Genomic DNA, 19,525 nt, shown 5'->3' with positions numbered 1-19,525 from the left:
GAAAAAATAGAAAATAAAATTAAGAAAAAAATGTCCGAATAAATCAGTCCAGTATAACGGAGGCCTTATGCCAGCTCTTTGATTTAAAAATATCATCTTAATAATACAAACGTAAGACGGGCACCTATTTTTTTATGTAAAAAAGATAACTGATTAAGGATGCAACCGCTTAGGATCACGCGGAAAGAAATTGCTGTAACGTACATCTGGTAAGCCTAAAAAATACTTTAACATACGCTCTAATCCGATGCCGACCCCTGCATGAGGAGGCGCACCATATTTAAATGCATGCAAATAATGCGCTATAGTACTAGGTGCTATGCCCAGCTCAGCAACGCGTTCTAATAACTTTGTGTAATCATCTATCCGCTGTGCGCCAGAAAGAATTTCTGCACCGCGTAACATAAAATCATAGGCATGGCTATATCTACCATCATTTGGATCAACCATGGTATAAAAGGGACGTACACGAGATGGATAGCACGTAATCACATACAAATCTGTATGGTACTTTTCTTTTACAATAGTACCTAATTGCTTTTCATCATCCGTAGACAAATCCTCTAACTCCCCCCGAGCCTTTCCATGGGCCTTCAATAAGGCAACGGCATCGGGAAAAGGCACCACAACCAATTCTGATGCAAGGGTTAGCGCAGGAACATCAAAAAAAGATTGTATGATGGCAATCTCCCGGTTATATTTTTTATTTAATGCATCAAACAGATCAACCAATAGCTGATATACTAGACGGACCACTTCCATATAGCTCTGATCTATAACCATTTCAAGGTCAACACCTATAAACTCTGTAAGATGTCTATTGGTATCGGAGTTTTCTGCACGAAAGAGAGGCCCAACCTCAAATACCCGTTTAAAATCACCTATAATTGCCATCTGTTTATACAACTGAGGGCTCTGTGCCAGACAAGCCGGTTTCCCAAAATAGTCTACCTTAAATACATCTGTACCACCCTCAGAAGCCCCTCCTATGAGCTTAGGCGTTTTGATTTCTACAAACCCATGACCACGCAGATATTGCTGTATATAGAAAAGCATGCCATCATTGATTCGAAAAATAGCCTGCGACAAATCGGTACGCAAATCTAATACGCGATTATCCAATCGCTTTACATACTGAACAGGTGAAAATACCTGATTTTCAGCTTTTTTATCTTCTATAAGGGCTGTTTCTTTTAGGGTAATAGGCAGGTCTAATACAGACCTACTGAGCACTGTATAATTCATTATAGCCAATTCAATCGATTGTTGAGAACACGCCAATATTGCTTTTTCAGAACAATGAATCTGACCAATTACTTCAATGAAAGATTCATTTTCAATTCTACGCAATACATTACAGTCCTCTAGAGAGAGATGGATAGGGGTTCCTTCTTTGTTTTTTACTAGTACCACCTGTAAAGTATCGATACCATCGCGTAAAATCAAAAAAAATACCCGGCCACAGTCTCTCTTGGAAAAGACCCTTCCCCTAACCCTAACGATTTCCTGATTGTGTAAGCTAGAAAGATTTTTGATTTCTGAAAGAGGGTACATATGTTTTTGATAGGCTAATTATAAATTATTATTTAATACCGTTTCTGGAAAATGATAAGCTACCTGATGATTTTCCCCCTTCTGTTTGAGCCAGTTCTGGATGGATATACCTACATTTTTCTACCACTTTCCAGCAACGTCGATGAAAATAACGCCCAGCAGTAGGCTCAACCAACCTCAAAATGGTCCTACCCAGTGTGGTTTTGCCACAACCAGATTCTCCTACTAAGCCTAGTGTCTCTCCTTTGTATAGGGTAAAACTTACACCATTCAGAGCAGAGATGGTACGAATCGTATGGCCTAAGCGATAATGCTTTACAGCAAAGGTCTTGCAAAGGTGATCTACTTCTAACAAAACTTCTTTATTGACTTGCATACCCCTTACTATTTAACGCCATTTTGTAATGGATAAAAACAGGCTACGGAATGGCCACAGTTTAATTCTTGAAGAGACGGGTTATTCGTTCTACATCGATCTTGTACGTTGGGGTAACGGTCTTGAAAAGAACAACCAATGAGCAGATCCCATAAAGGAGGCACTACGCCATCAATGGTAGGTAATCTATGGATTCCCCTACTATCAGATAAAGCAGGAATTGCATCGAGTAATGCCTGTGTATAGGGGTGCATCGGCGCATTAAAAACAGCTTTTACTGAGCTCTTTTCTACAATGCTACCACTATACATGACTGCCACCTTGTCACATACTTGAGCCACTATGCCCAGGTCATGGGTAATCAGTATAATACCCATATTATTTTCCACTTGGCGTCTTTTAATCACATCCATAATCTGCGTCTGAGTCGTCACATCTAAAGCAGTAGTAGGTTCATCCGCAATCAATACAGGGCCCACAAGCCAATGCAATAGCAATCATTACCCGTTGCTGCATACCCCGTGAATCTGATGTGGATATTCAACATGCGCTGGTGAGGAGCCGGTATTCCGACTAGGGTTAACAAGGTTATACATCGTATTTTTGCCTCTTTGGGTGGAACCTGTTGATGCAACTGAATGGTTTCCATAATCTGTTCACCAATTGTAAACACTGGGTTGAGTGCCGTCATAGGTTCCTGAAAGATCATAGAAATACGATTGCCACGTATCTCTTGGATCTCTTTTAGCGAAAGTTGTAAAATATCCCTTCCTTCTAGAAAAATGCCGTACAGAACCAAGTAGCAATGATGGCAAATCCTTTAAGAAAGTTGTAATAATAGGGACCATTACATTTTTAAAGTTATGTTTAACGTGAGTTCGGGATTTATTTGACTGATTTACAACAATTTAATATCAATTATTTAGTTAATATTTGCATATATTTAACAAGTTTTTATACCTAATTTTATAAATATAATATATATAATAAACTGATTATCAGAATTATTTATTATTCAACAACCTATTTAACTGTATATAAAACAAATTTTATAAATTTTTATTAATATTGATTATCAAATGAAAAAATAATCTAATCCCGAACTCACGTTATGTTTAAATAGTACAATCTCTTCTTGCAGCCCCTTTGCCTGTGTCGTATGCACATAATATTGATAAATTTCTTCTAACATAATGGTGCTATAAAACCGATGGTGATAACAAAAATGAAGTAATACTACAATAATAGTTGGCAAAGTGATGTAAGGCATAGAGGCTAAAAAGACTTTTTCATAACCCATTATGGGAAAAGTCCTTAATTTGAACCCAAAAAACAACTGACCAATTAGAATATATACTAACGAAGCAATACTGGTTATTACAATGCAGCAGATGACCAAAAGAAGGCCCCACATGGTTTCCCCTATATTGGGTTATCCAAAGGGCAACAGATATCACCAAGCTATTCCCTATTAAAAAAGCAGGTAATGTAACGGTTAAAGAGACTAGTCCGCCCTCTTGAAAGATATTTAAAATATACTGCTTGGTCATCCGGGAGTAGCCAAAATTAAAGGTAAAAGCAGATTGTAAAACCTTCCAATATTGAATATACCAAGGTCTATCTAAACCTGGTTCACGGACAGATAGTGCCGTGGATTCGGGTGTTACATATTTACCCAATAAAATATAGGTAGGGTCCCCTACAAGAATATTAAAGATAACAAAAACTAAAAAAGCAGCCCCTACAATAACCGAAAGCGCATAGAGCAACCTTTTTAAGAGATATACAAAAAACACGTCATAATAAGGAAGAGGTGTTACCCTTTGTGTAAATTGCCCCTTCCATTTACCCACATAGATTAAAAACAAATAAAAGACTGTATTATACCCGAAGGGAAAATACGCATAACGTAGACAACGGATTACTTAATAGCTTTGACCTTGGCAGCCATATCTACTGCAATATATGCATCTAGAGATGGACAAAAGTCACTAAAAGCTACATTTTTAACCCAGTTGTAATGCAGATATTGCTCAGGAACATGCAGTGCACAAATCATAGGTACTTCCTCAGTTGCTATTTTAGCCAACTCTAGATAGAGTGCTTTCCTTTCCCCATCATCGGTTGTGGCCATAGCTTTATGGAACAGTGTATTAAAACGAGCATTTTCATAGAATAAACCACATAATTCTTTGTTGCGAATCACCTGTAAAAAAGAAGATGGTTCTGGACAATCAGCCTGCCATCTCAACAGGTGCATCATAGTAGCTCCTTTAGTGATCTTATTCCAGTGTTCTGCAGGAAGGTTGGTTACTACCTGAACTTCTATACCGATATGAGCCATACACTTAGCAAAAAATTGTGCTTGATCTTTATAGTTGGTTCCTGCAATCGCATCAAGTGTAATAACGGGCAGCCCTTTTCCACCTGGATAGCCTGCTTTAACCAAATATTCTTTTGCGCGTTCAAGGTTATAACCATACGATACTTGCAAGGCATTGGCTTCATCCATTAACGTAGGCGGTAGTAAAGAATGCGCCAGCTGAGCAGCACCCTTATAGAAGGTTTGATTATAGGTTTCCCTATCAAAAGCCATAGACATCGCTCGTCTTAAGTCAGGGTTTTGAAAGACCGTATGGCTGTGGTTAAAGCCAAAAAACTGAGTAATTACACTAGAAGATTGCACCAAGACCAATCCCTTTTTGCCCCACTTTGGTAAAAGGGCATTATTTTCAATCATACTCAATGCAATACTAGAACTACTAATCGGGGCTACATCCAGTTTTTTATTTTCTAGTTTTAATGTAAGCGGCTGCTCTGCGATAATAACATCAGTCACTACTTTGTCTACCAAAGGTAGCTTTCTACCCGCATAAGCCACTATCATAGGCTGATAGAGCGTATCTCCTTCAGCAGGGAAGAATTTTTCTCTAAAGGAAGGATTCTTTACAAAAGTCAATTGGTTGGCTTGCGGATTAAACCCACCCTCTAGGGTAAAAGGGCCCGTACCTACCGGATGGTTTAAAAACTCAGGGCCATAGTGTATTACAGCTTCTTTAGCAACCACAAAAGCAGCTGGCATAGCTAAAAAGTGTACAAAATCTGCCCAAGGTTCTGTAAGGGTAACTTGCAGGGTATAGTCATCCAACACTTTTAACCCCTCCACCTCTTGCGCATAATCTGCCTGTTGCTTCCATGCATCCAAGCCCTTGATTTTACCCTTTATAAGACCCAGATAAGGTACTATATTTTTAGGATCTGCTAGCCTTTTCAAACTAAAAACAAAATCAGCTGCTTTAAGCACTCGACCTTTGCCATCTGGAAAGCAGGGATCATCTTGAAATACAACACCTTGCTTAATTTTAAAAGTATAAACCAAACCATCTGGAGAAATGGAAGGCATCTCTTCAGCAAGATTGGTTACCAACTGAAAAGGTCTTTTTAAATAATGATAGGCATACAAACCTTCATAGATTTTACCGACCACCTCTGTAGAATATTTATCACTTATCCTTATTGGGTCAGTACCATTAATGGTAGATAGCGCTACGTTGTTTAACGTGGGGGTAGCAATCATCTTTTGCTCTTTTTTATACTCTTTCCAGTAGATAGAGGCAAAAACCCATACAGCCATCAATAATAATATTGTCCGTTTACTAATCATAATGAATTGTTTATAATGTTTATAATTTTAACCTTAAAAAGCATAAGCAAAACTTAACCATAGGCTATGCTCAGCGCTCGTACCAGGGGCTTAGCATAAATAAAGAATCAATAAAACCATAAAACCATAATGAATATATAATTTAATTTATTTTACTTTAATAAACAACCGACAAGGAATTTGTATGCTTACTTTTTTGATAGAAAGTATGCAAAAAATCAAGCCCTGATGCAAAAAGTTGCCAAAAGTGTTCCCCTAAAGATGGAAAATCAGAAGCCGCCATGCGGTCCCCAATTAAACTTTTTTATAGTGGACTGATTTATTCAGACAAATTATTAATAATTTTGTTTCCTAATTTTTCCCATTTGCTAGCCCCCATTTTTTAAATACCTAAGATAAACACTTCCTAGGTTTTTGATAGTTAATGCTAGCATGGAATCTTTGATAATTATACTTGGTAATGTACCTATTAATTCCCTCTTTTAGCGCTTTAATATTTTTAAACTTATGGATAAAGAGGCAATTATATTTTAGCGTTCTAAAAAATCTTTCCATCACAATCTTATTAACCTCAGTTCGGGATTAGACGTATTGTGAACCAGTCATATATATATTAGTTATAGAAGGTTTTTTCTCTTTTAAGTGTATAAGCTGTAATTCCAGCTATCAAATTGACTAAAAAATTAGGTATGCTTCTATGCCTGGAATGTTCTATCTGGCTAATATTTTTGAGCTGATCTATAATAGTTTCAATTATAGATCGTTTTCTAAGCATCAGTTTATCCCAGAGTGGCATAAAAGCATTTTTCATATTTTTTCTGATTTGGGTAATGAGTTCCACGCCTTTCTCGATCAGTTTTTCAAATAAATCTTTGCTTATGTAACCTTTATCGGCAAACATTTTACCCATGAAGTGTTTACACAAATTTTCTACAGGAAACCTATCATTAGTTTTACCTGTGGTCAGTTGAAAATTCATAATTTCTCCTAAATCATTGACTATCAAGTGCAACTTTAATCCAAAAAACCAACCGGTGCTGGTTTTACCTTTAGTAGCAATCGATTTAAAAACCCGTGCGTATAGGCTCTTTTGATATGGTAAACCTTGATGGCTGTTGCATCCATAAAATAACAACCTGTTTTTGTTTTAGAAAGACTTTGTGTAAAACAGTACAAGGGAGCTAACGTTCTTTGGATCAGTTCTACAAATCTATTGTAGCTCACTAACTTTCCAAATTTACTAGAATGAAATTGCTGTAAATGAATATAATAAGACTTAAAATTTCTAAAACCAATCACATGAAAGGCAATAAGAACAGTCATTATTTCACTCAAAGTTAATGAACAAGTTCTAGTGGGTTTTTTTTTAGAGTTGGTTAACAGTTGTTTTTCCATATACGGCATAAACTTTATGAGAAATTCATCAACAGCATAATATATTTCAACTAATTATTTCTACATTCATAACTGGCTCCTTTGGATAATCTGGTTAGTATTTTTTTATCTCCAAATTTAAAACACAAAGGAGCTTTTTAAAGCTATTTTTTAACAAGCTAATCCCGAACTCAGGTATATCAATACTTCTACCTCTGCCATTCATGGAAATTTTAATACGATGATTTTTTAATAGCTCTGTATGCTTATGACTGGTATACTGACTACCTTGATCACTGTTAAAGCACTCTGGTGCAGGGTATGTGCTAAGTGCTGCTTTCAATGTACCTATTACAAGCGTTGTATCCATAGTATTGGATACCTTATAACTCAATATGGCTTTACTGTGCCAATCTATAATTCTATAATAGCTGAGAGGTAGATAAACCCACTACTGGTGCGAATATAAGTAATATCCCCACTCCAAACTTGATTCGGTTTAGGTACATCAATGCGCTTTGTTTTACCAGCGTTTACCCAATATTGATCCAAAAAGTAACTGTATACCTTATGCTGATCATGTTTACAAGAAGTTAATGGCTTCTTGCCAGGATAGACAGCATATACCAAAGAGCGATGTATCGATAACAATGCACATTGGCTTGCCTTGGGTAGCTTGGGAAGCTTGGATCTAACAAGACTTTTCTTACTTAATACATCCAAGCTCTTTAGCTTTCCCGCTGCCCAATCTCGCTCAACGGTAGTCTTCCCTAAAGCTTTAGCCAGTGCATCATTTTGATCCTTAAGAGTCTGTATTGCATCTTTATAAACGCTAACAATTTTTGATGGATCAAAGGCTACTGAAGCATTTTCTAAACACTGACGTTTCCAATTTTGAATAGTTTTAGTCGTTACTCGCTATTTGGACGATAATGCAACCAGTGTGGAATCTTCTTTTAGTAAAGCGAATACTATTTTAGTCTTTTCTTCCGAACTAAAACGCCTAATCTTATTTCTGACCATTGGATAGCTCTATTTTAATATCATTAAACTGAAATATACAGAAACAAATTGTCATTTTTTTGTCCGAATTTTTCAGTCGATTATATTGGACATTAACTAAATTAGTTGATACCTTCAATGTTAATAGAATAAATCTTTTTAAGCAAGCCTCTTTATTAGAATTTTTTACTAAAATTTTTTGTGGTAAAACCTGTGATAGAACCATTGTAAAGCTATACCCATATCCCATATAATACAAACGCGAAACATTACCAGCACCTGTAAAAAACATTTACCTAAACATGCTGAGGACATTTATAGAAATCTATTGAATCATGCCTTATGAGGAGTATCAAAATCTTGATAAGAAACATAATTAAAGCGATTTAGCAACTAAACGAGCCAATGGCAGTTGATTGAGCAGACAACAAGAAAAAGTGGAGAATATCGGATTCGAACCGATGACCCCTTGCTTGCAAAGCAAGTGCTCTAACCAGCTGAGCTAATCCCCCTGTTGTTATAGCCTACAACCCACCGATTCAATGCTTTTTTAGTGTCTAACAAAGATAGTAGTGTTTTTTGAATAATTCAAAATAAATTGTTTTATTTTGAATATATTTAAAACATACTATGGTTATATCCCTTATTGTCGCGATGTCATTAAATAGAGTAATAGGCAAGCAAAATAAGCTTCCTTGGCATCTTCCTGCTGATTTACAAGAATTTAAAAAACGTACACAAGGTCATCATATGGTAATGGGCAGCCATACTTTTCGTTCTATTGGGCGTATTTTACCGAATCGGGTTAGTATAGTAGTCAGTATAAAAATGGATCGATCAGTTGTAGGGTATCATATAGTGAGCAGCATAGAAGAAGCTATAAGTTTATCAAAAGCGCAAGGCGAATCAGAGTTATTTGTTATTGGAGGGGGAAAGATTTACCGCCAAACTTTACCTATAGCCCATAGAATTTATTTAACAAAGATCCATGCTATTTTACCTGGGGATACTTATTTTCCCGTATTAGGGAAAGAGTGGGTGCAACGTGATATACGTTCTTTTAAAGGAGATGCGAAAAATTCTTATGATTATGAATTGATTGTATTAGAAAAGGAATGCAAAAAATAACTATTTTCCTTATTTTTTATAAGTAATATCGTAAGATTAAAGGCTTGTCTTTCTTTACGAAAAAGGAGATCCCTTTTTGCATAAAAATAATAAGGTAGATTTACCATTAAATAGCCAAAAATAAAATCTTTTAAGTTTTTTTTTAAATTGTGTTCATTTATAAGCCTAACTTTACGCAAGTAGCATTTTAAAGCGTGGGGAGCAGCGCTTTGTCTATAACAAAATATCCAAATGGTCATGGTCATCGGTCAAACAGATAAAAGCATCAGGAAGATGGATAGGGATTTCCTTGATAGCAGCATAATCCCCATATTCAAATCAAAAAAAAAATAACCATGGAGTTCACCGTATCATCAGCTTTGCTGTCACGGCAGCTAAATGCCATTAGTGGGGTTATCACCCGTAATCCAGTTGTTCCAATCTTAGAAAATTTTCTTTTTCAGATAGATGATAATCGTTTAGTCGTTACAGCATCAGATTTACAGACTTCTATTAGTGCTGCTTTGGCGATTCAATCAGATGTTCAAGTAAGTGTGGCCATACCGGCTCGTATGTTGCTGGATACGGTTAAGAACCTACCAGAACAGCCTATTAGATTAGAAGTGAACCCAAATTCTTATACGGTTTCTATTAAATCTGATAGTGGGCAGTATAAATTGGCAGGGGAGAGTGCGAGTGATTTTCCACAACTGGCTACTTTAGATGATGGTATAACGTTAGAGGTAGAAGTGGATGTGTTGAAAAATATTTTACAAAAAACCATATTTGCCACTAGTAATGATGAATTAAAACCGGCTATGTCCGGTGTGTATATAGAATTAACCCATGCCATGGCTACTTTTGTGGCTACGGATGGGCACCGGTTGGTGCGTTATATTCGTGAAGATCTAGCAGCATCTACACAAAGCCCGATTATTGTGCCTAAAAAAGCATTGATACTTTTGAATGGTCTATTGAGTGGTAGAGATAAGAAGATTGGCTTTATTTTTGATCGACATAAAATCCAATTTAGTATCGATAACATTAGTCTGATCAGTAGATTAGTGGATGAACGATATCCAGACTATGAGAACGTGGTACCCAAGGAACATACCAGTAAGCTTACCATAAGTAGACCTGCTTTAGTGAGTGCACTTAGGCGCGCCGCTATTTACGCCAATAAAGCTACCCATCAGGTCAAGTTGAATCTTATCGAGAACCAATTGACCATCTCAGCAGAAGATTTGGATTTTTCTAATGAAGCACAAGAACAACTTATTTGTGTATATGAAGGATTACCCCTAGAAATAGGGTTTAATGCCAAGCTTTTACTAGAGATGCTTGCTAGTATCACAACAGAAGAAGTAGAATTCTTTTTCTGGGGAGCCAATAAAGCTGTTTTAATTTTTCCTAAAACACAAAATAAACAGGAACACTTGCTATTATTAATTATGCCTATTATTTTTTAGATTAATTTTTAGCTACTTTAGTTTAGATTTTATTCCATATACAACTTGATCTTTATACCTCTATGTCATACATCTTTTACACATTTAAGTCGATGCTGCTTTGTTTATTGCTGATTCCAAACCCCTCTCAAGCAGCGTCATCTAAAAATCAGCACAATCCATTAATTGTCCTATTTCATGGGTTGGGCAACAGCGCTACCTCTTTTGATACGATGAAGCAAGGGCTTGAGCAAGCCTTTCCTGCTGCTTCTGTGGTTGCGTTGACCAGTGTGGAAGGTATGCAGAGTATAAACCTTCCTATAAAAGAACAAGCTGAATGTAGTTTTAAAGAGCTCTCTAGCAAGGTGGAACATTTGAACAAGCGCTCTATGTTACTGATAGGTCATAGTCAAGGTGGTCTACGTGCTTATGCTTTTCTCAAGCAATATGAAGCTCTTTTAAATATAAAAGGGCTGGTTACGCTAGCTGCGCCATGGGAAGGGGCGCCTGGTGCTAGGGTGGATGCTACAATACTGTCACAGCATTTAACAGATCCTATTTTACATGATCTCCGTATGCTTTCGCTTGCCCTTGGTTATCCTAAAACTGGTCTTGAAGAGCAGCTTATGTTAAATGCAGAAGTCAACCAAACTGTATGTCTCTGCCCTGGTGGTAAAGACTTGATGGAAGGGAGTGCTTTTTTATGTGAGGTTCAAAAATGCCTTGCTAGTGAAAAAGTTCCTATCCTAGCAGTAGGAGGGGGGCAAAATGATTTTAGATCGCTTCTGACTAGGAAAGGGACGCATCGTTTTAAGGCTTTAAATAACATCTATACTTTTTTTGTAGTGGGTGAAAACCATCCTAATAGCCGTCATGACATGCAGCTTCCGCTTTATAGCCAGCATGCGCTCCATATTATCTCTAAAGGCAAGAAAAATTTCAAAAGCGTTTTAATCAAAGACGCTTTTCATAGTACCCATGTTTGGAAGATACCTGTTCCAAAGTCTAAAGCTATACTTGCACATCCCCTTGCATTGCATACAGTTATAAAGTTCACCAAAAGCATATTCCAGTAAATAAGGAATGTTGATTGCTAGGGTGTCTTTTATTATTCTTAAGCAGTTGACCATACGGCTGAATGGATGCTGTCCGTCTAGCTATTGGAGTAGTGTCTGAGTGGTTGAAGGTATCCGTCTCGAAAACGGATGTACTTTGAAAAAGGTACCGGGGGTTCGAATCCCTCCTACTCCGCTTGTGGCCACAATATAAAGGAATTTATATCACACTTTTTTCTTGATAACGTGAGTTCGGGATTTATTTGACTGATTTACAACAATTTAATATAAATTATTTAGTTAATATTTGCACCTATTTAACAAGTTTTTATATCTAATTTTATAAATATAATATATATAATAAACTGATTATCAGAATTATTTGTTATTCAACTACCTATTTAACTGTCTATAAAACAAATTTTATAAATTTTCATTGATATTGATTATAAAATGAAAAAATAATCTAATCCCGAACTCATGTTGATAAAAAAGTGTGCAAAAAATAAAGCCCTCTGCAAAAAGTTCTTAAAACTACACCTTGCAGCTGGAAAAATAGAATTTGCCCGCTATGCGGGCTGCAAACATGCTGTTTTTCTGATCAGCTGCAAGGTGTGCTTTCTCATCGCAACTTTTTATAAAGGACGGGTTTGTATTTTTTTCGTAGCATGGCCAGACTGCTGAATAGGTACCTAGAAAACTAGTGCTTAAGCTATAAGGATAAAAAATAGTAGCTTTTTGATCAAGCAAAAAGTAGAATATCATGTCATTTCCTTATATCAGCCCAGTAAGTTGTAACCGACCCTTAAGGTAAGTTGCCCAGGTCTATACTGTTTATGACCATCTATCAGGGCATCGCTTATAGATTTTCTAGCTACTGGTGATCGCGCAAATTCCCAATAGACATCCATTAAAATATTGCCTAGATCTATACCCAAACCTAATATATAGCCATTGATTTTTTCTTTATAGCTTTTTATAAGGCAGTTGCCTTTAAACCTCGCATCATCTACACCAATAGGTAGCCGAAACACAAGACCAATATGAGGCCGAAAGAGATCAAAAAGAGGTAGACCAATCGTCAAGGGTAGGGTAATAGATTTAAAATGGTGTCGCTTCGATTTATTGGGTAATTTACGCCAATCTAATACAAACAAGGCATCTAACCTAGCATATAAAAGCCAAACATCTAACTTTGCAAAGCACCCCACCTGTAATGCCATATTATCCGTAGAGATTTTTTGGCGTTGCAGTTTTAAGTCAAAACTAGTATGAAACCCAGCTATACCTAAAGATGGCCCCGTAGTCAATCCAACAGCGCGTGATGGATGTGCTACAAGAAAATAGGCAAAAAAAACTGGGATAGACTTCCTTATGTTGATTACTTTCATATACATAACCATTTGTATTAACAAACATTGATACGCTCTTTTATCTTGAAAGTTAGTTTTTAGAAGCAGCGTTTGTTGCATTAGATGCAGGTTTCTGATCCTCTTGGGTAATAGCTGCATCATCCGTAGTGCTTGGAACGGCTGTGGTGTTTGATGCTTGGTCCTTCTGAGCTTTAACCAAATTGGGACTCCTATTTGACTCTAGTGCATCTTTAAGAAAAATAGAAGACAAGAGGGTTAAAAAGAGCAATAATCCTATCAATACCCAAGTAGCTTTTTCTAAAAAGTCTGCCTTTTGATTAATGCCAATGCGTTGCACGGAAGCTGAGCCTCCACCTGAAGGGGTGATCCGTTCCTTAGGCTCTTGCAGTAAAATAGCACCAAGCAATAGAATGGCTACTATAATGATAAATATAGTAAGCAGATTGAATATAGACATAACTAAAGATTACTATTTAAATTAGCAATGATCCCCTCAATATACGATTTTTTTTCAGGATGCTTTGATATTAAATGGCTATAAATTTCAATTGCACGTTTATATTTTTTTTGCTGGATCATTATTCTAGCTAATGTTTCAGTTGCAAAACGATCGTCTAAAGTAGTAGCTTGTTCGGAAAGATCTACAGATACTTCCTCGTGTGATGGCATTGCTTCCATACAAGGATCAAACTGCAAATTTTTATTTAAAATAGTGTCTATAACGGAGAACTGTTTGATACTATTTTCATTCGTACTCTTTTTAAGAGACTTTTTAGCAATTATTTCCAGATAATTATTAACGGTAGCAGAGGGTTCCTGCATAGGTTTAGCGTTGGCGTTTCTAACAATGGGCGGTAAGGAAAGTTTGTCTTCCAACCATGCGCGCAAATGTGTGCGGTCAATAGCATAGGTAGCAGCCCTTTGAACCGCATACTTTTCTACATCTTTCTCCTGTGTATAAGTTGCCTTAGCAAGGAGCGCATGGGCTAAGTAGAAATAGGGGTATCTTTTTATAAGTTCCTCTAAATCAGGCACGTCTGCTGGAGAAAGCGTTGAAGGCTGCGCCAATAATTTTAATAGTTTTTGAACTTGCATGGTAAAAACAATTTGAATCTTACCAATTATCTATGGATTTATTATAAATATCATCTACTAGTTGACGAACAATTAACTCAATCAACTCAGGTTCTTTTTTTGATTGATCTTCAGTAGACATTATATCTGCGCTAGCCGAAAATTGTTTTTTCTTAAATGAAGACGCTTCATTAGAAGGATTCAAGTAAGAAACTTCTATGGTTATGGTTAAACGTTGTACTTCTTTAAGCTCCTTATCCTGATCATTATCTTTTGTACTGAAGGTTGTACGATACGAAAAGGACTTAATTACGCCTTCATATTGGATGTCACCATCTTTTTCTTCTCTGGTTAAAGAGTTGGTTATGCGTAATATTTGTGTTGCAAGTGCTTCAGTAAGCTTGTCCGGCATATCTGTTGGGCCATCTGAAACTTCTGTATAAAACTGAATAGAAAAGGTCTTTACATTAGGAGAGAGCGAAACACCTGAGAAAGTAAAAAGACCACAACCCCATAATAAACTAAAAAAAAAGTATAGGCTATTGCTTAAAATCAGATTCTTCAATCTCATATTGTTTAATTTTTCGATAGAGCGTTCTTTCAGAAATCCCTAAATCATCAGCTGCATTTTTACGATTTCCATCGTTTTTTTGCAGAGATCTACGAATTAACGCTTGTTCTTGGGCTTCAATAGAAAGATTTTCTCCTGTATAGGATGCCCCTATGTAATTTAGATTATCCTCTTTAAAAGATTGCGCTGTATCTAAAAAGTGGATCTTTTTGGATATGTTTTCTTGGTCACTGCAGGCTCCAAGGCGAGTATGTTCTTTTAGAATAGGATTTTTAATAGCGCCGGATTCCATAAAATTAAACATTAATGCTTTTAATTCTGCAATATCTCTTTTTACATCAAAGAGGATGGGATAGATATATTCTTTTTCAAGCAGTCCATTATCCTTCCATTTCTTATACAGAACTGGTAACGTATGGCTTTGTATTTTCGGTAAATACTTCTCTATTACCTTTGGTGTAACCATACCCACCTCTTCAAGCAGTGCCATTTGCTCAACAATATTTTTCAACTGTCGGATGTTACCCGGAAATGGATAGGTGCGCAAAATATCTTTTGTATCTGGGCTGATTTCTAAAGGCTTAACGCGGTATTTAGTAGCAAAATCACTGGAAAATTTATGAAATAACTGTATAATATCTGCATCACGTTCACGCAGAGGGGGTATGTTAATCGGAATTGTATTGAGCCTGTAATACAAATCTTCTCGGAATTTGCCTTGTTTAATGGCATAGAGTAAATCTACATGCGTAGCAGCTACTACACGCACTTTGGTTTTTTGTACGCTAGAGGAACCTACTTTTACATATTCTCCATATTCTAATACACGTAAAAGTCTAGTTTGTGTCCCCAAAGGCATTTCACCTATCTCATCTAGAAAAATGGTGCCACTATTTGCTTCTTCAAAATATCCCTTTCGGCTTTCTAGGGCACCCGTAAAGGCTCCTTTTTCATGGCCAAAAAGTTCAGAATCTATTGTACCTTCTGGAATAGCTCCACAATTAATAGCTATAAAGCTACCATGACGGTAGGGACTCAGTGCATGAATAATCTTTGAAAAAGATTCCTTGCCAGTACCACTTTCACCTATGATTAAAACGGATAGATCAGTAGAAGCGACCTGCATCGCTATTTCAATAGCTCTATTTAATAATGGAGCGTTTCCAATAATATTAAACCGTTGTTTGATATATTGAAGATCTTCTTTCATAGCTCATATGCTTATGATACCACAGTGCCAAATAGGGTCGCTGCATTGCAATTGGTAATCTCTACGTCTACGTAATCTCCTATTTTATAGGTCCCTTTGGGGAATACAACAATCTTATTTTGACTGGTTCTACCTTGAAAAAATGCTTCTGATTTTTTGGAGCATTTTTCAATTAACACTTGATAAACCTGATTTATGCTTTTTTGATTGTGCATCAAGGCATGTTCACGTTGCTTGGCTATAATTTCACTTAATCTACGTTTTTTAACTGCTTCTGAAAGATCGTCTGGATATTTTCTGGCAGCTAACGTACCCGGCCGCTCGGAATAGTAAAACATAAAAGAAAAATCATATTGCACACAATCCATTAGAGAGAGCGTATCTGCATGCTCTTCTTCTGTTTCAGAGCAAAATCCTGCAATCATATCAGAAGAAATCGAACAAGATGGACCTAAAATATTCCTAATAGCATGAATTCTTTCCATATACCATGCCCGATCATAAGTACGATTCATTAGCTTTAAGATACGGTTGTTGCCACTTTGAACGGGGAGGTGAATGTGCTTACAGATGTTATGATAGGCCTTCATCGTATACAATACCTTATCGGTCATATCTTTAGGATGAGAAGTAGAAAAACGAACCCTTAAATTGGGATCAATCTCGGCCACCATGGCTAGTAATTGGGAGAAGTGAATCACCTGATCACTGGATGTATGATGCTGCGACCCAGCAGCTGTTGAAATAGATGGGTTCCAGCTATAAGAATCTACATTTTGTCCTAAAAGGGTAATTTCCTTATAGCCTACTTCAAACAATTTTTTAGCCTCTTGGACAATGGAGTAGGGATCTCTGCTTCGTTCACGCCCTCGGGTAAAAGGCACAATGCAAAAAGAGCACATATTATTACATCCCCTCATAATAGAGATAAAAGCAGTTACACCACTTGAATGTAACCGAATAGGGGCAATATCGGCATAGGTTTCTTCTTTAGACAAAAAGGTATTGACTGCCTTATGCCCTTGATCTACCTGACTAATTAATCTGGGAAGGTCTCTATAGGCATCTGGACCCGCTATCAAATCAACAACTTTTTCCTCTTCTAGTAATTGTGTTTTAAGCCGTTCTGCCATACAACCCAATATACCTACAATAAGATCTGGCTGTTTTATCTTTTGTTGGTTAAAAACCAATAGTCTATTGCGAATAGTTTGTTCAGCTTTATCCCGAATGGCACATGTGTTGATGAGAATGAGATCTGCCTCATGATACTGGTCTGTAAACACAAAACCTTGCTGGGCCATGATAGAAGCTACTATTTCACTATCCGAAAAATTCATTTGGCAGCCGTAGCTTTCTATATATAGTTTTCTATGCAACAGAGGGTTGTGTGTGCCAGGCGGTTTGGGTAGGCTTTTTGCTGCAGAACCATGTGTAGAGATAAATGTTTTTTGTTCCATATTGATAGGATCATGTTACGATATAGCCTATAGCAAAGCCGTAGCATAGACGTACACCAGATACAAACTATATAAAGGTACAAAATAGGCGGGGATTGCCCCATACGCGAGTTAAGAAATCTTAACCTTATGTAGGGTAAGTATGCGCAGCCAATCAATAATATTTTGATCAACTAGTGTGGAGGTATCACCGAAATGCACTTCTTGTCGAACTATTTTTCTGAGCAGCCGGCGCATTATTTTCCCAGAACCTACTTTAGGTAGAGCGGGTACAGGGTACACCAGATCTGGAGCAGCAAAGGCCCCTAGCTTATTTCGAACGATTGATTTGATCTCAGAATCAATCATTTGATTATACAACCATCCGTTTTTTAATACAATAAAACAATGGATGGATTCGCCTTTTATGGCATGCGATGCAGAGACAGCAGCCGCTTCTGCCACTGATGGGTGTTGCATCAATGTAGACTCAATTTCAGCGGTTGATATCAAGTGACCTGATCTATTCAACATATCATCTGTTCTACCTGTTATCCAAAAATACCCATCTGCATCACGTTTTGCACTATCGCCTGTGTAGTAGTACCCATTGTATGGCTCAAAATAGGTGGATTGAAACCGCTGATGATGCCCATCAATGGTCCGTGCCATTCCTGGCCAGGGATTTTTGATAACAAGATGTCCTTTTCCTTCACCTATAATGTCAACGCCATGATCATCAACGATGGTTGGCACAATACCCCAAAAAGGGAGTGTAGCAGATCCAGGTTTCAATGGCGTAAATCCAGGAAGTGGACAAATTATGGGCGCGCCTGTTTCTGTCTGCCAAAAGGTATCAATGATCGGACAGCGCTTTGCACCAACTACCTCATACAACCAGGTCCAGGTTGAAGGATCAATAGGCTCACCAACTGAACCAAGTATACGAAGGGAGGTTCTGTTATGTTTTGTAACATAGGACGATTCAAGTTTCATAAGGGTTCGAATCGCAGTGGGCGCTGTATAAAATGTCGTTACTTTATATCTGTCAATCAAATCCCAGAAGCGACCTCCATCTGGGTAGGTTGGAATGCCGTCAAATATAACAGAGGTGCTTCTACAGGCAAGTGCGCCGTAAACATTGAAAGTATGTCCTGTAATCCAGCCTAAATCTCCAGAACAGAAAAATATATCTTCTGGATGATAATCAAATGCATATTTAAATGCAGTTGCTGCATATAACAGGTATCCTCCACCGGTATGTACCACCCCTTTTGGCTTTCCAGTCGAACCGCTTGTATACAGTATAAATAGCGGATCCTCAGCATCAACCCACTCAGGTTCACATACATCTGATGCAGATGCGATCAGTGCTTCCCACGAGTGATCCATGGAATCGTCCCATGGGATATCTGGTATATTGCTCGGTTGCTTAATAGTCTGCAGTCTATTAAAAACAATACAATGGTGGAGTGGATGATCAGCTGCTTTACATTGTATCAATGCTTGGGTGGCAATCGACTTAAGTGGAATAAATTTTGTTCCACGAAATGTTCCATCAGCCGTTATCAAGAGTTTTGCTTTTGCCGCTATCATGCGTTCTGCTAGTGCATCTGCTGAAAAGCCTGCAAAGATAACAGTATGGATCGCACCAATGCGGGCGCAACTTAACATTACTACTATAGCCTCTATAGTGGTCGGCATATAGATAGCTACTCGGTCTCCCTTTGTTATGCCCAGAGATTTTAAAACATTTGCACATTTACAAATAGCTTGAAGCAACGCTTGGTAGGTGATTTGTTTTTGTTCACTTGGCTCATTTCCTTCCCAATAGTAGGCAACCTTATTTCCATACCCATCTTGAACATGTTTATCCACTAGGTTATAACAAATATTAGTTGAGGCACCTTCCATCCATTTTACAAAAATGGGCCCTTTTTGTAGGTCAAAATTATAGCTCAGAAATCGACCAGCTGGCTTACTTTTCCAAAAAAATTGTGCTGATATGTTTTCCCAAAATTGCACTGGATCCTCAATAGAGGCGTTATACATTTTTAGGTATTCATCTAATGATGAAATATATGCTCTTTTTTGGATGGTATCAGAAGGAGGGTATACTGGGTTTAAATCTAAATTGGTTTTAAGGCTTTTCATATTTTCAAAGTATAATGGACTGAAAAATTCGGACAAAAATCTTTTAATTTATTTTCCGTATCGTTTAGTTTTAAAGTCATACAATAAATTGATCAGATGGGCTCTGTCCACTTAAGTGTGTAAA

At 37.2% G+C, this 19,525-nt stretch carries 19 protein-coding genes, 2 tRNA genes and 1 pseudogene; 4 read left to right on the top strand and 18 right to left on the bottom strand.

Annotation, left to right across the window (positions count from 1 at the left end):
- Positions 1-153: 153 nt before the first annotated feature.
- The 11 genes and pseudogenes from aspS to NBW36_RS02825 all read right to left on the bottom strand — a co-directional run bounded on the left by aspS (position 154) and on the right by NBW36_RS02825 (position 8,482).
- Entirely contained in the window at positions 154-1,554 is a 1,401-nt protein-coding gene (gene aspS / locus NBW36_RS02875) for an aspartate--tRNA(Asn) ligase (RefSeq protein WP_250237611.1), read from the bottom strand.
- A 28-nt stretch (positions 1,555-1,582) separates the two neighbouring features.
- Positions 1,583-1,930, bottom strand: a complete 348-nt coding sequence (locus NBW36_RS05500; RefSeq protein ID WP_320412869.1) for an ATP-binding cassette domain-containing protein — start codon at positions 1,928-1,930, stop codon at positions 1,583-1,585.
- Between the two features lie 8 nt (positions 1,931-1,938).
- Positions 1,939-2,427: an oligopeptide/dipeptide ABC transporter ATP-binding protein gene (locus tag NBW36_RS02865; RefSeq protein WP_250237609.1), complete on the bottom strand. Its 489-nt coding sequence runs from the start codon at positions 2,425-2,427 to the stop codon at positions 1,939-1,941.
- 578 nt (positions 2,428-3,005) lie between these two features.
- Positions 3,006-3,230: a hypothetical protein gene (locus NBW36_RS02860; RefSeq protein WP_250237607.1), complete on the bottom strand. Its 225-nt coding sequence runs from the start codon at positions 3,228-3,230 to the stop codon at positions 3,006-3,008.
- A complete protein-coding gene (locus tag NBW36_RS02855) occupies positions 3,220-3,699 on the bottom strand; it encodes an ABC transporter permease family protein (RefSeq protein ID WP_250237605.1) in 480 nt (159 codons plus the stop codon). Before NBW36_RS02855 ends, NBW36_RS02860 begins: the two co-directional genes overlap by 11 nt.
- 152 nt (positions 3,700-3,851) lie before the next feature.
- Positions 3,852-5,594 carry an ABC transporter substrate-binding protein gene (locus tag NBW36_RS02850; RefSeq protein ID WP_250237603.1) on the bottom strand — a complete coding sequence of 581 codons (1,743 nt, stop codon included), beginning with the start codon at positions 5,592-5,594 and terminating at the stop codon, positions 3,852-3,854.
- A gap of 390 nt (positions 5,595-5,984) precedes the next feature.
- Positions 5,985-6,149, bottom strand: a complete 165-nt coding sequence (locus NBW36_RS02845) for an integrase core domain-containing protein (protein ID WP_250237601.1) — start codon at positions 6,147-6,149, stop codon at positions 5,985-5,987.
- A gap of 27 nt (positions 6,150-6,176) precedes the next feature.
- Positions 6,177-6,998: pseudogene (locus NBW36_RS02840) on the bottom strand (IS982 family transposase).
- 85 nt (positions 6,999-7,083) lie between these two features.
- Entirely contained in the window at positions 7,084-7,338 is a 255-nt protein-coding gene (locus tag NBW36_RS02835; RefSeq protein WP_250237598.1) for a DDE-type integrase/transposase/recombinase, read from the bottom strand.
- Positions 7,339-7,382: 44 nt separating this feature from the next.
- Positions 7,383-7,691 carry a hypothetical protein gene (locus NBW36_RS02830; protein WP_250237596.1) on the bottom strand — a complete coding sequence of 103 codons (309 nt, stop codon included), beginning with the start codon at positions 7,689-7,691 and terminating at the stop codon, positions 7,383-7,385.
- A 717-nt stretch (positions 7,692-8,408) separates the two neighbouring features.
- Positions 8,409-8,482: transfer RNA gene (locus NBW36_RS02825), tRNA-Ala, on the bottom strand.
- A 118-nt stretch (positions 8,483-8,600) separates the two neighbouring features.
- Between NBW36_RS02825 and NBW36_RS02820 the strand changes: the two genes are divergently transcribed.
- From NBW36_RS02820 to NBW36_RS02805, 4 genes are all read left to right on the top strand, one after another.
- Entirely contained in the window at positions 8,601-9,098 is a 498-nt protein-coding gene (locus NBW36_RS02820; protein ID WP_256465565.1) for a dihydrofolate reductase, read from the top strand.
- A 335-nt stretch (positions 9,099-9,433) separates the two neighbouring features.
- The gene (gene dnaN, locus NBW36_RS02815) at positions 9,434-10,546 is read left to right on the top strand and encodes a DNA polymerase III subunit beta (protein ID WP_250237594.1); all 1,113 of its coding nucleotides are present in this window, start codon (positions 9,434-9,436) and stop codon (positions 10,544-10,546) included.
- Positions 10,547-10,638: 92 nt separating this feature from the next.
- Positions 10,639-11,601, top strand: coding sequence for an esterase/lipase family protein (locus tag NBW36_RS02810; RefSeq protein WP_250237593.1), 963 nt, complete (start codon positions 10,639-10,641; stop codon positions 11,599-11,601).
- 86 nt (positions 11,602-11,687) lie between these two features.
- Positions 11,688-11,776, top strand: a tRNA-Ser gene (locus NBW36_RS02805).
- A gap of 583 nt (positions 11,777-12,359) precedes the next feature.
- On the opposite strand, the gene NBW36_RS02800 is transcribed toward NBW36_RS02805, so the two are convergent.
- The 7 genes from NBW36_RS02800 to acs all read right to left on the bottom strand — a co-directional run bounded on the left by NBW36_RS02800 (position 12,360) and on the right by acs (position 19,401).
- Positions 12,360-13,052, bottom strand: coding sequence for a hypothetical protein (locus NBW36_RS02800; RefSeq protein WP_250237590.1), 693 nt, complete (start codon positions 13,050-13,052; stop codon positions 12,360-12,362).
- Positions 13,024-13,410 (bottom strand): preprotein translocase subunit SecG, encoded by a 387-nt coding sequence (gene secG / locus NBW36_RS02795; RefSeq protein ID WP_250237588.1) that lies wholly within the window; start codon positions 13,408-13,410, stop codon positions 13,024-13,026. The genes NBW36_RS02800 and secG overlap by 29 nt, the downstream gene beginning before the upstream one ends.
- A gap of 2 nt (positions 13,411-13,412) precedes the next feature.
- A complete protein-coding gene (locus tag NBW36_RS02790; RefSeq protein ID WP_250237586.1) occupies positions 13,413-14,048 on the bottom strand; it encodes a DUF8458 domain-containing protein in 636 nt (211 codons plus the stop codon).
- A gap of 19 nt (positions 14,049-14,067) precedes the next feature.
- Complete coding sequence (gene lptE, locus NBW36_RS02785) at positions 14,068-14,592, bottom strand: LPS assembly lipoprotein LptE (RefSeq protein ID WP_250237584.1); 525 nt, start codon at positions 14,590-14,592, stop codon at positions 14,068-14,070.
- The gene (locus NBW36_RS02780; RefSeq protein ID WP_250237582.1) at positions 14,567-15,808 is read right to left on the bottom strand and encodes a sigma-54 interaction domain-containing protein; all 1,242 of its coding nucleotides are present in this window, start codon (positions 15,806-15,808) and stop codon (positions 14,567-14,569) included. Before NBW36_RS02780 ends, lptE begins: the two co-directional genes overlap by 26 nt.
- 11 nt (positions 15,809-15,819) lie before the next feature.
- On the bottom strand, positions 15,820-17,274 hold the full coding sequence (miaB, locus tag NBW36_RS02775) for a tRNA (N6-isopentenyl adenosine(37)-C2)-methylthiotransferase MiaB (protein WP_250239089.1): 1,455 nt from the start codon (positions 17,272-17,274) through the stop codon (positions 15,820-15,822).
- A gap of 105 nt (positions 17,275-17,379) precedes the next feature.
- On the bottom strand, positions 17,380-19,401 hold the full coding sequence (gene acs / locus NBW36_RS02770) for an acetate--CoA ligase (RefSeq protein ID WP_250237580.1): 2,022 nt from the start codon (positions 19,399-19,401) through the stop codon (positions 17,380-17,382).
- Positions 19,402-19,525 lie beyond the last annotated feature (124 nt).

The organism is Cardinium endosymbiont of Oedothorax gibbosus, from assembly GCF_936981045.1.
In the GTDB taxonomy this organism is placed as follows: domain Bacteria; phylum Bacteroidota; class Bacteroidia; order Cytophagales; family Amoebophilaceae; genus Cardinium.
The sequence above is the reverse complement of the archived record's forward strand: the minus strand, read 5'-3'. Positions and strand labels throughout refer to the sequence as shown.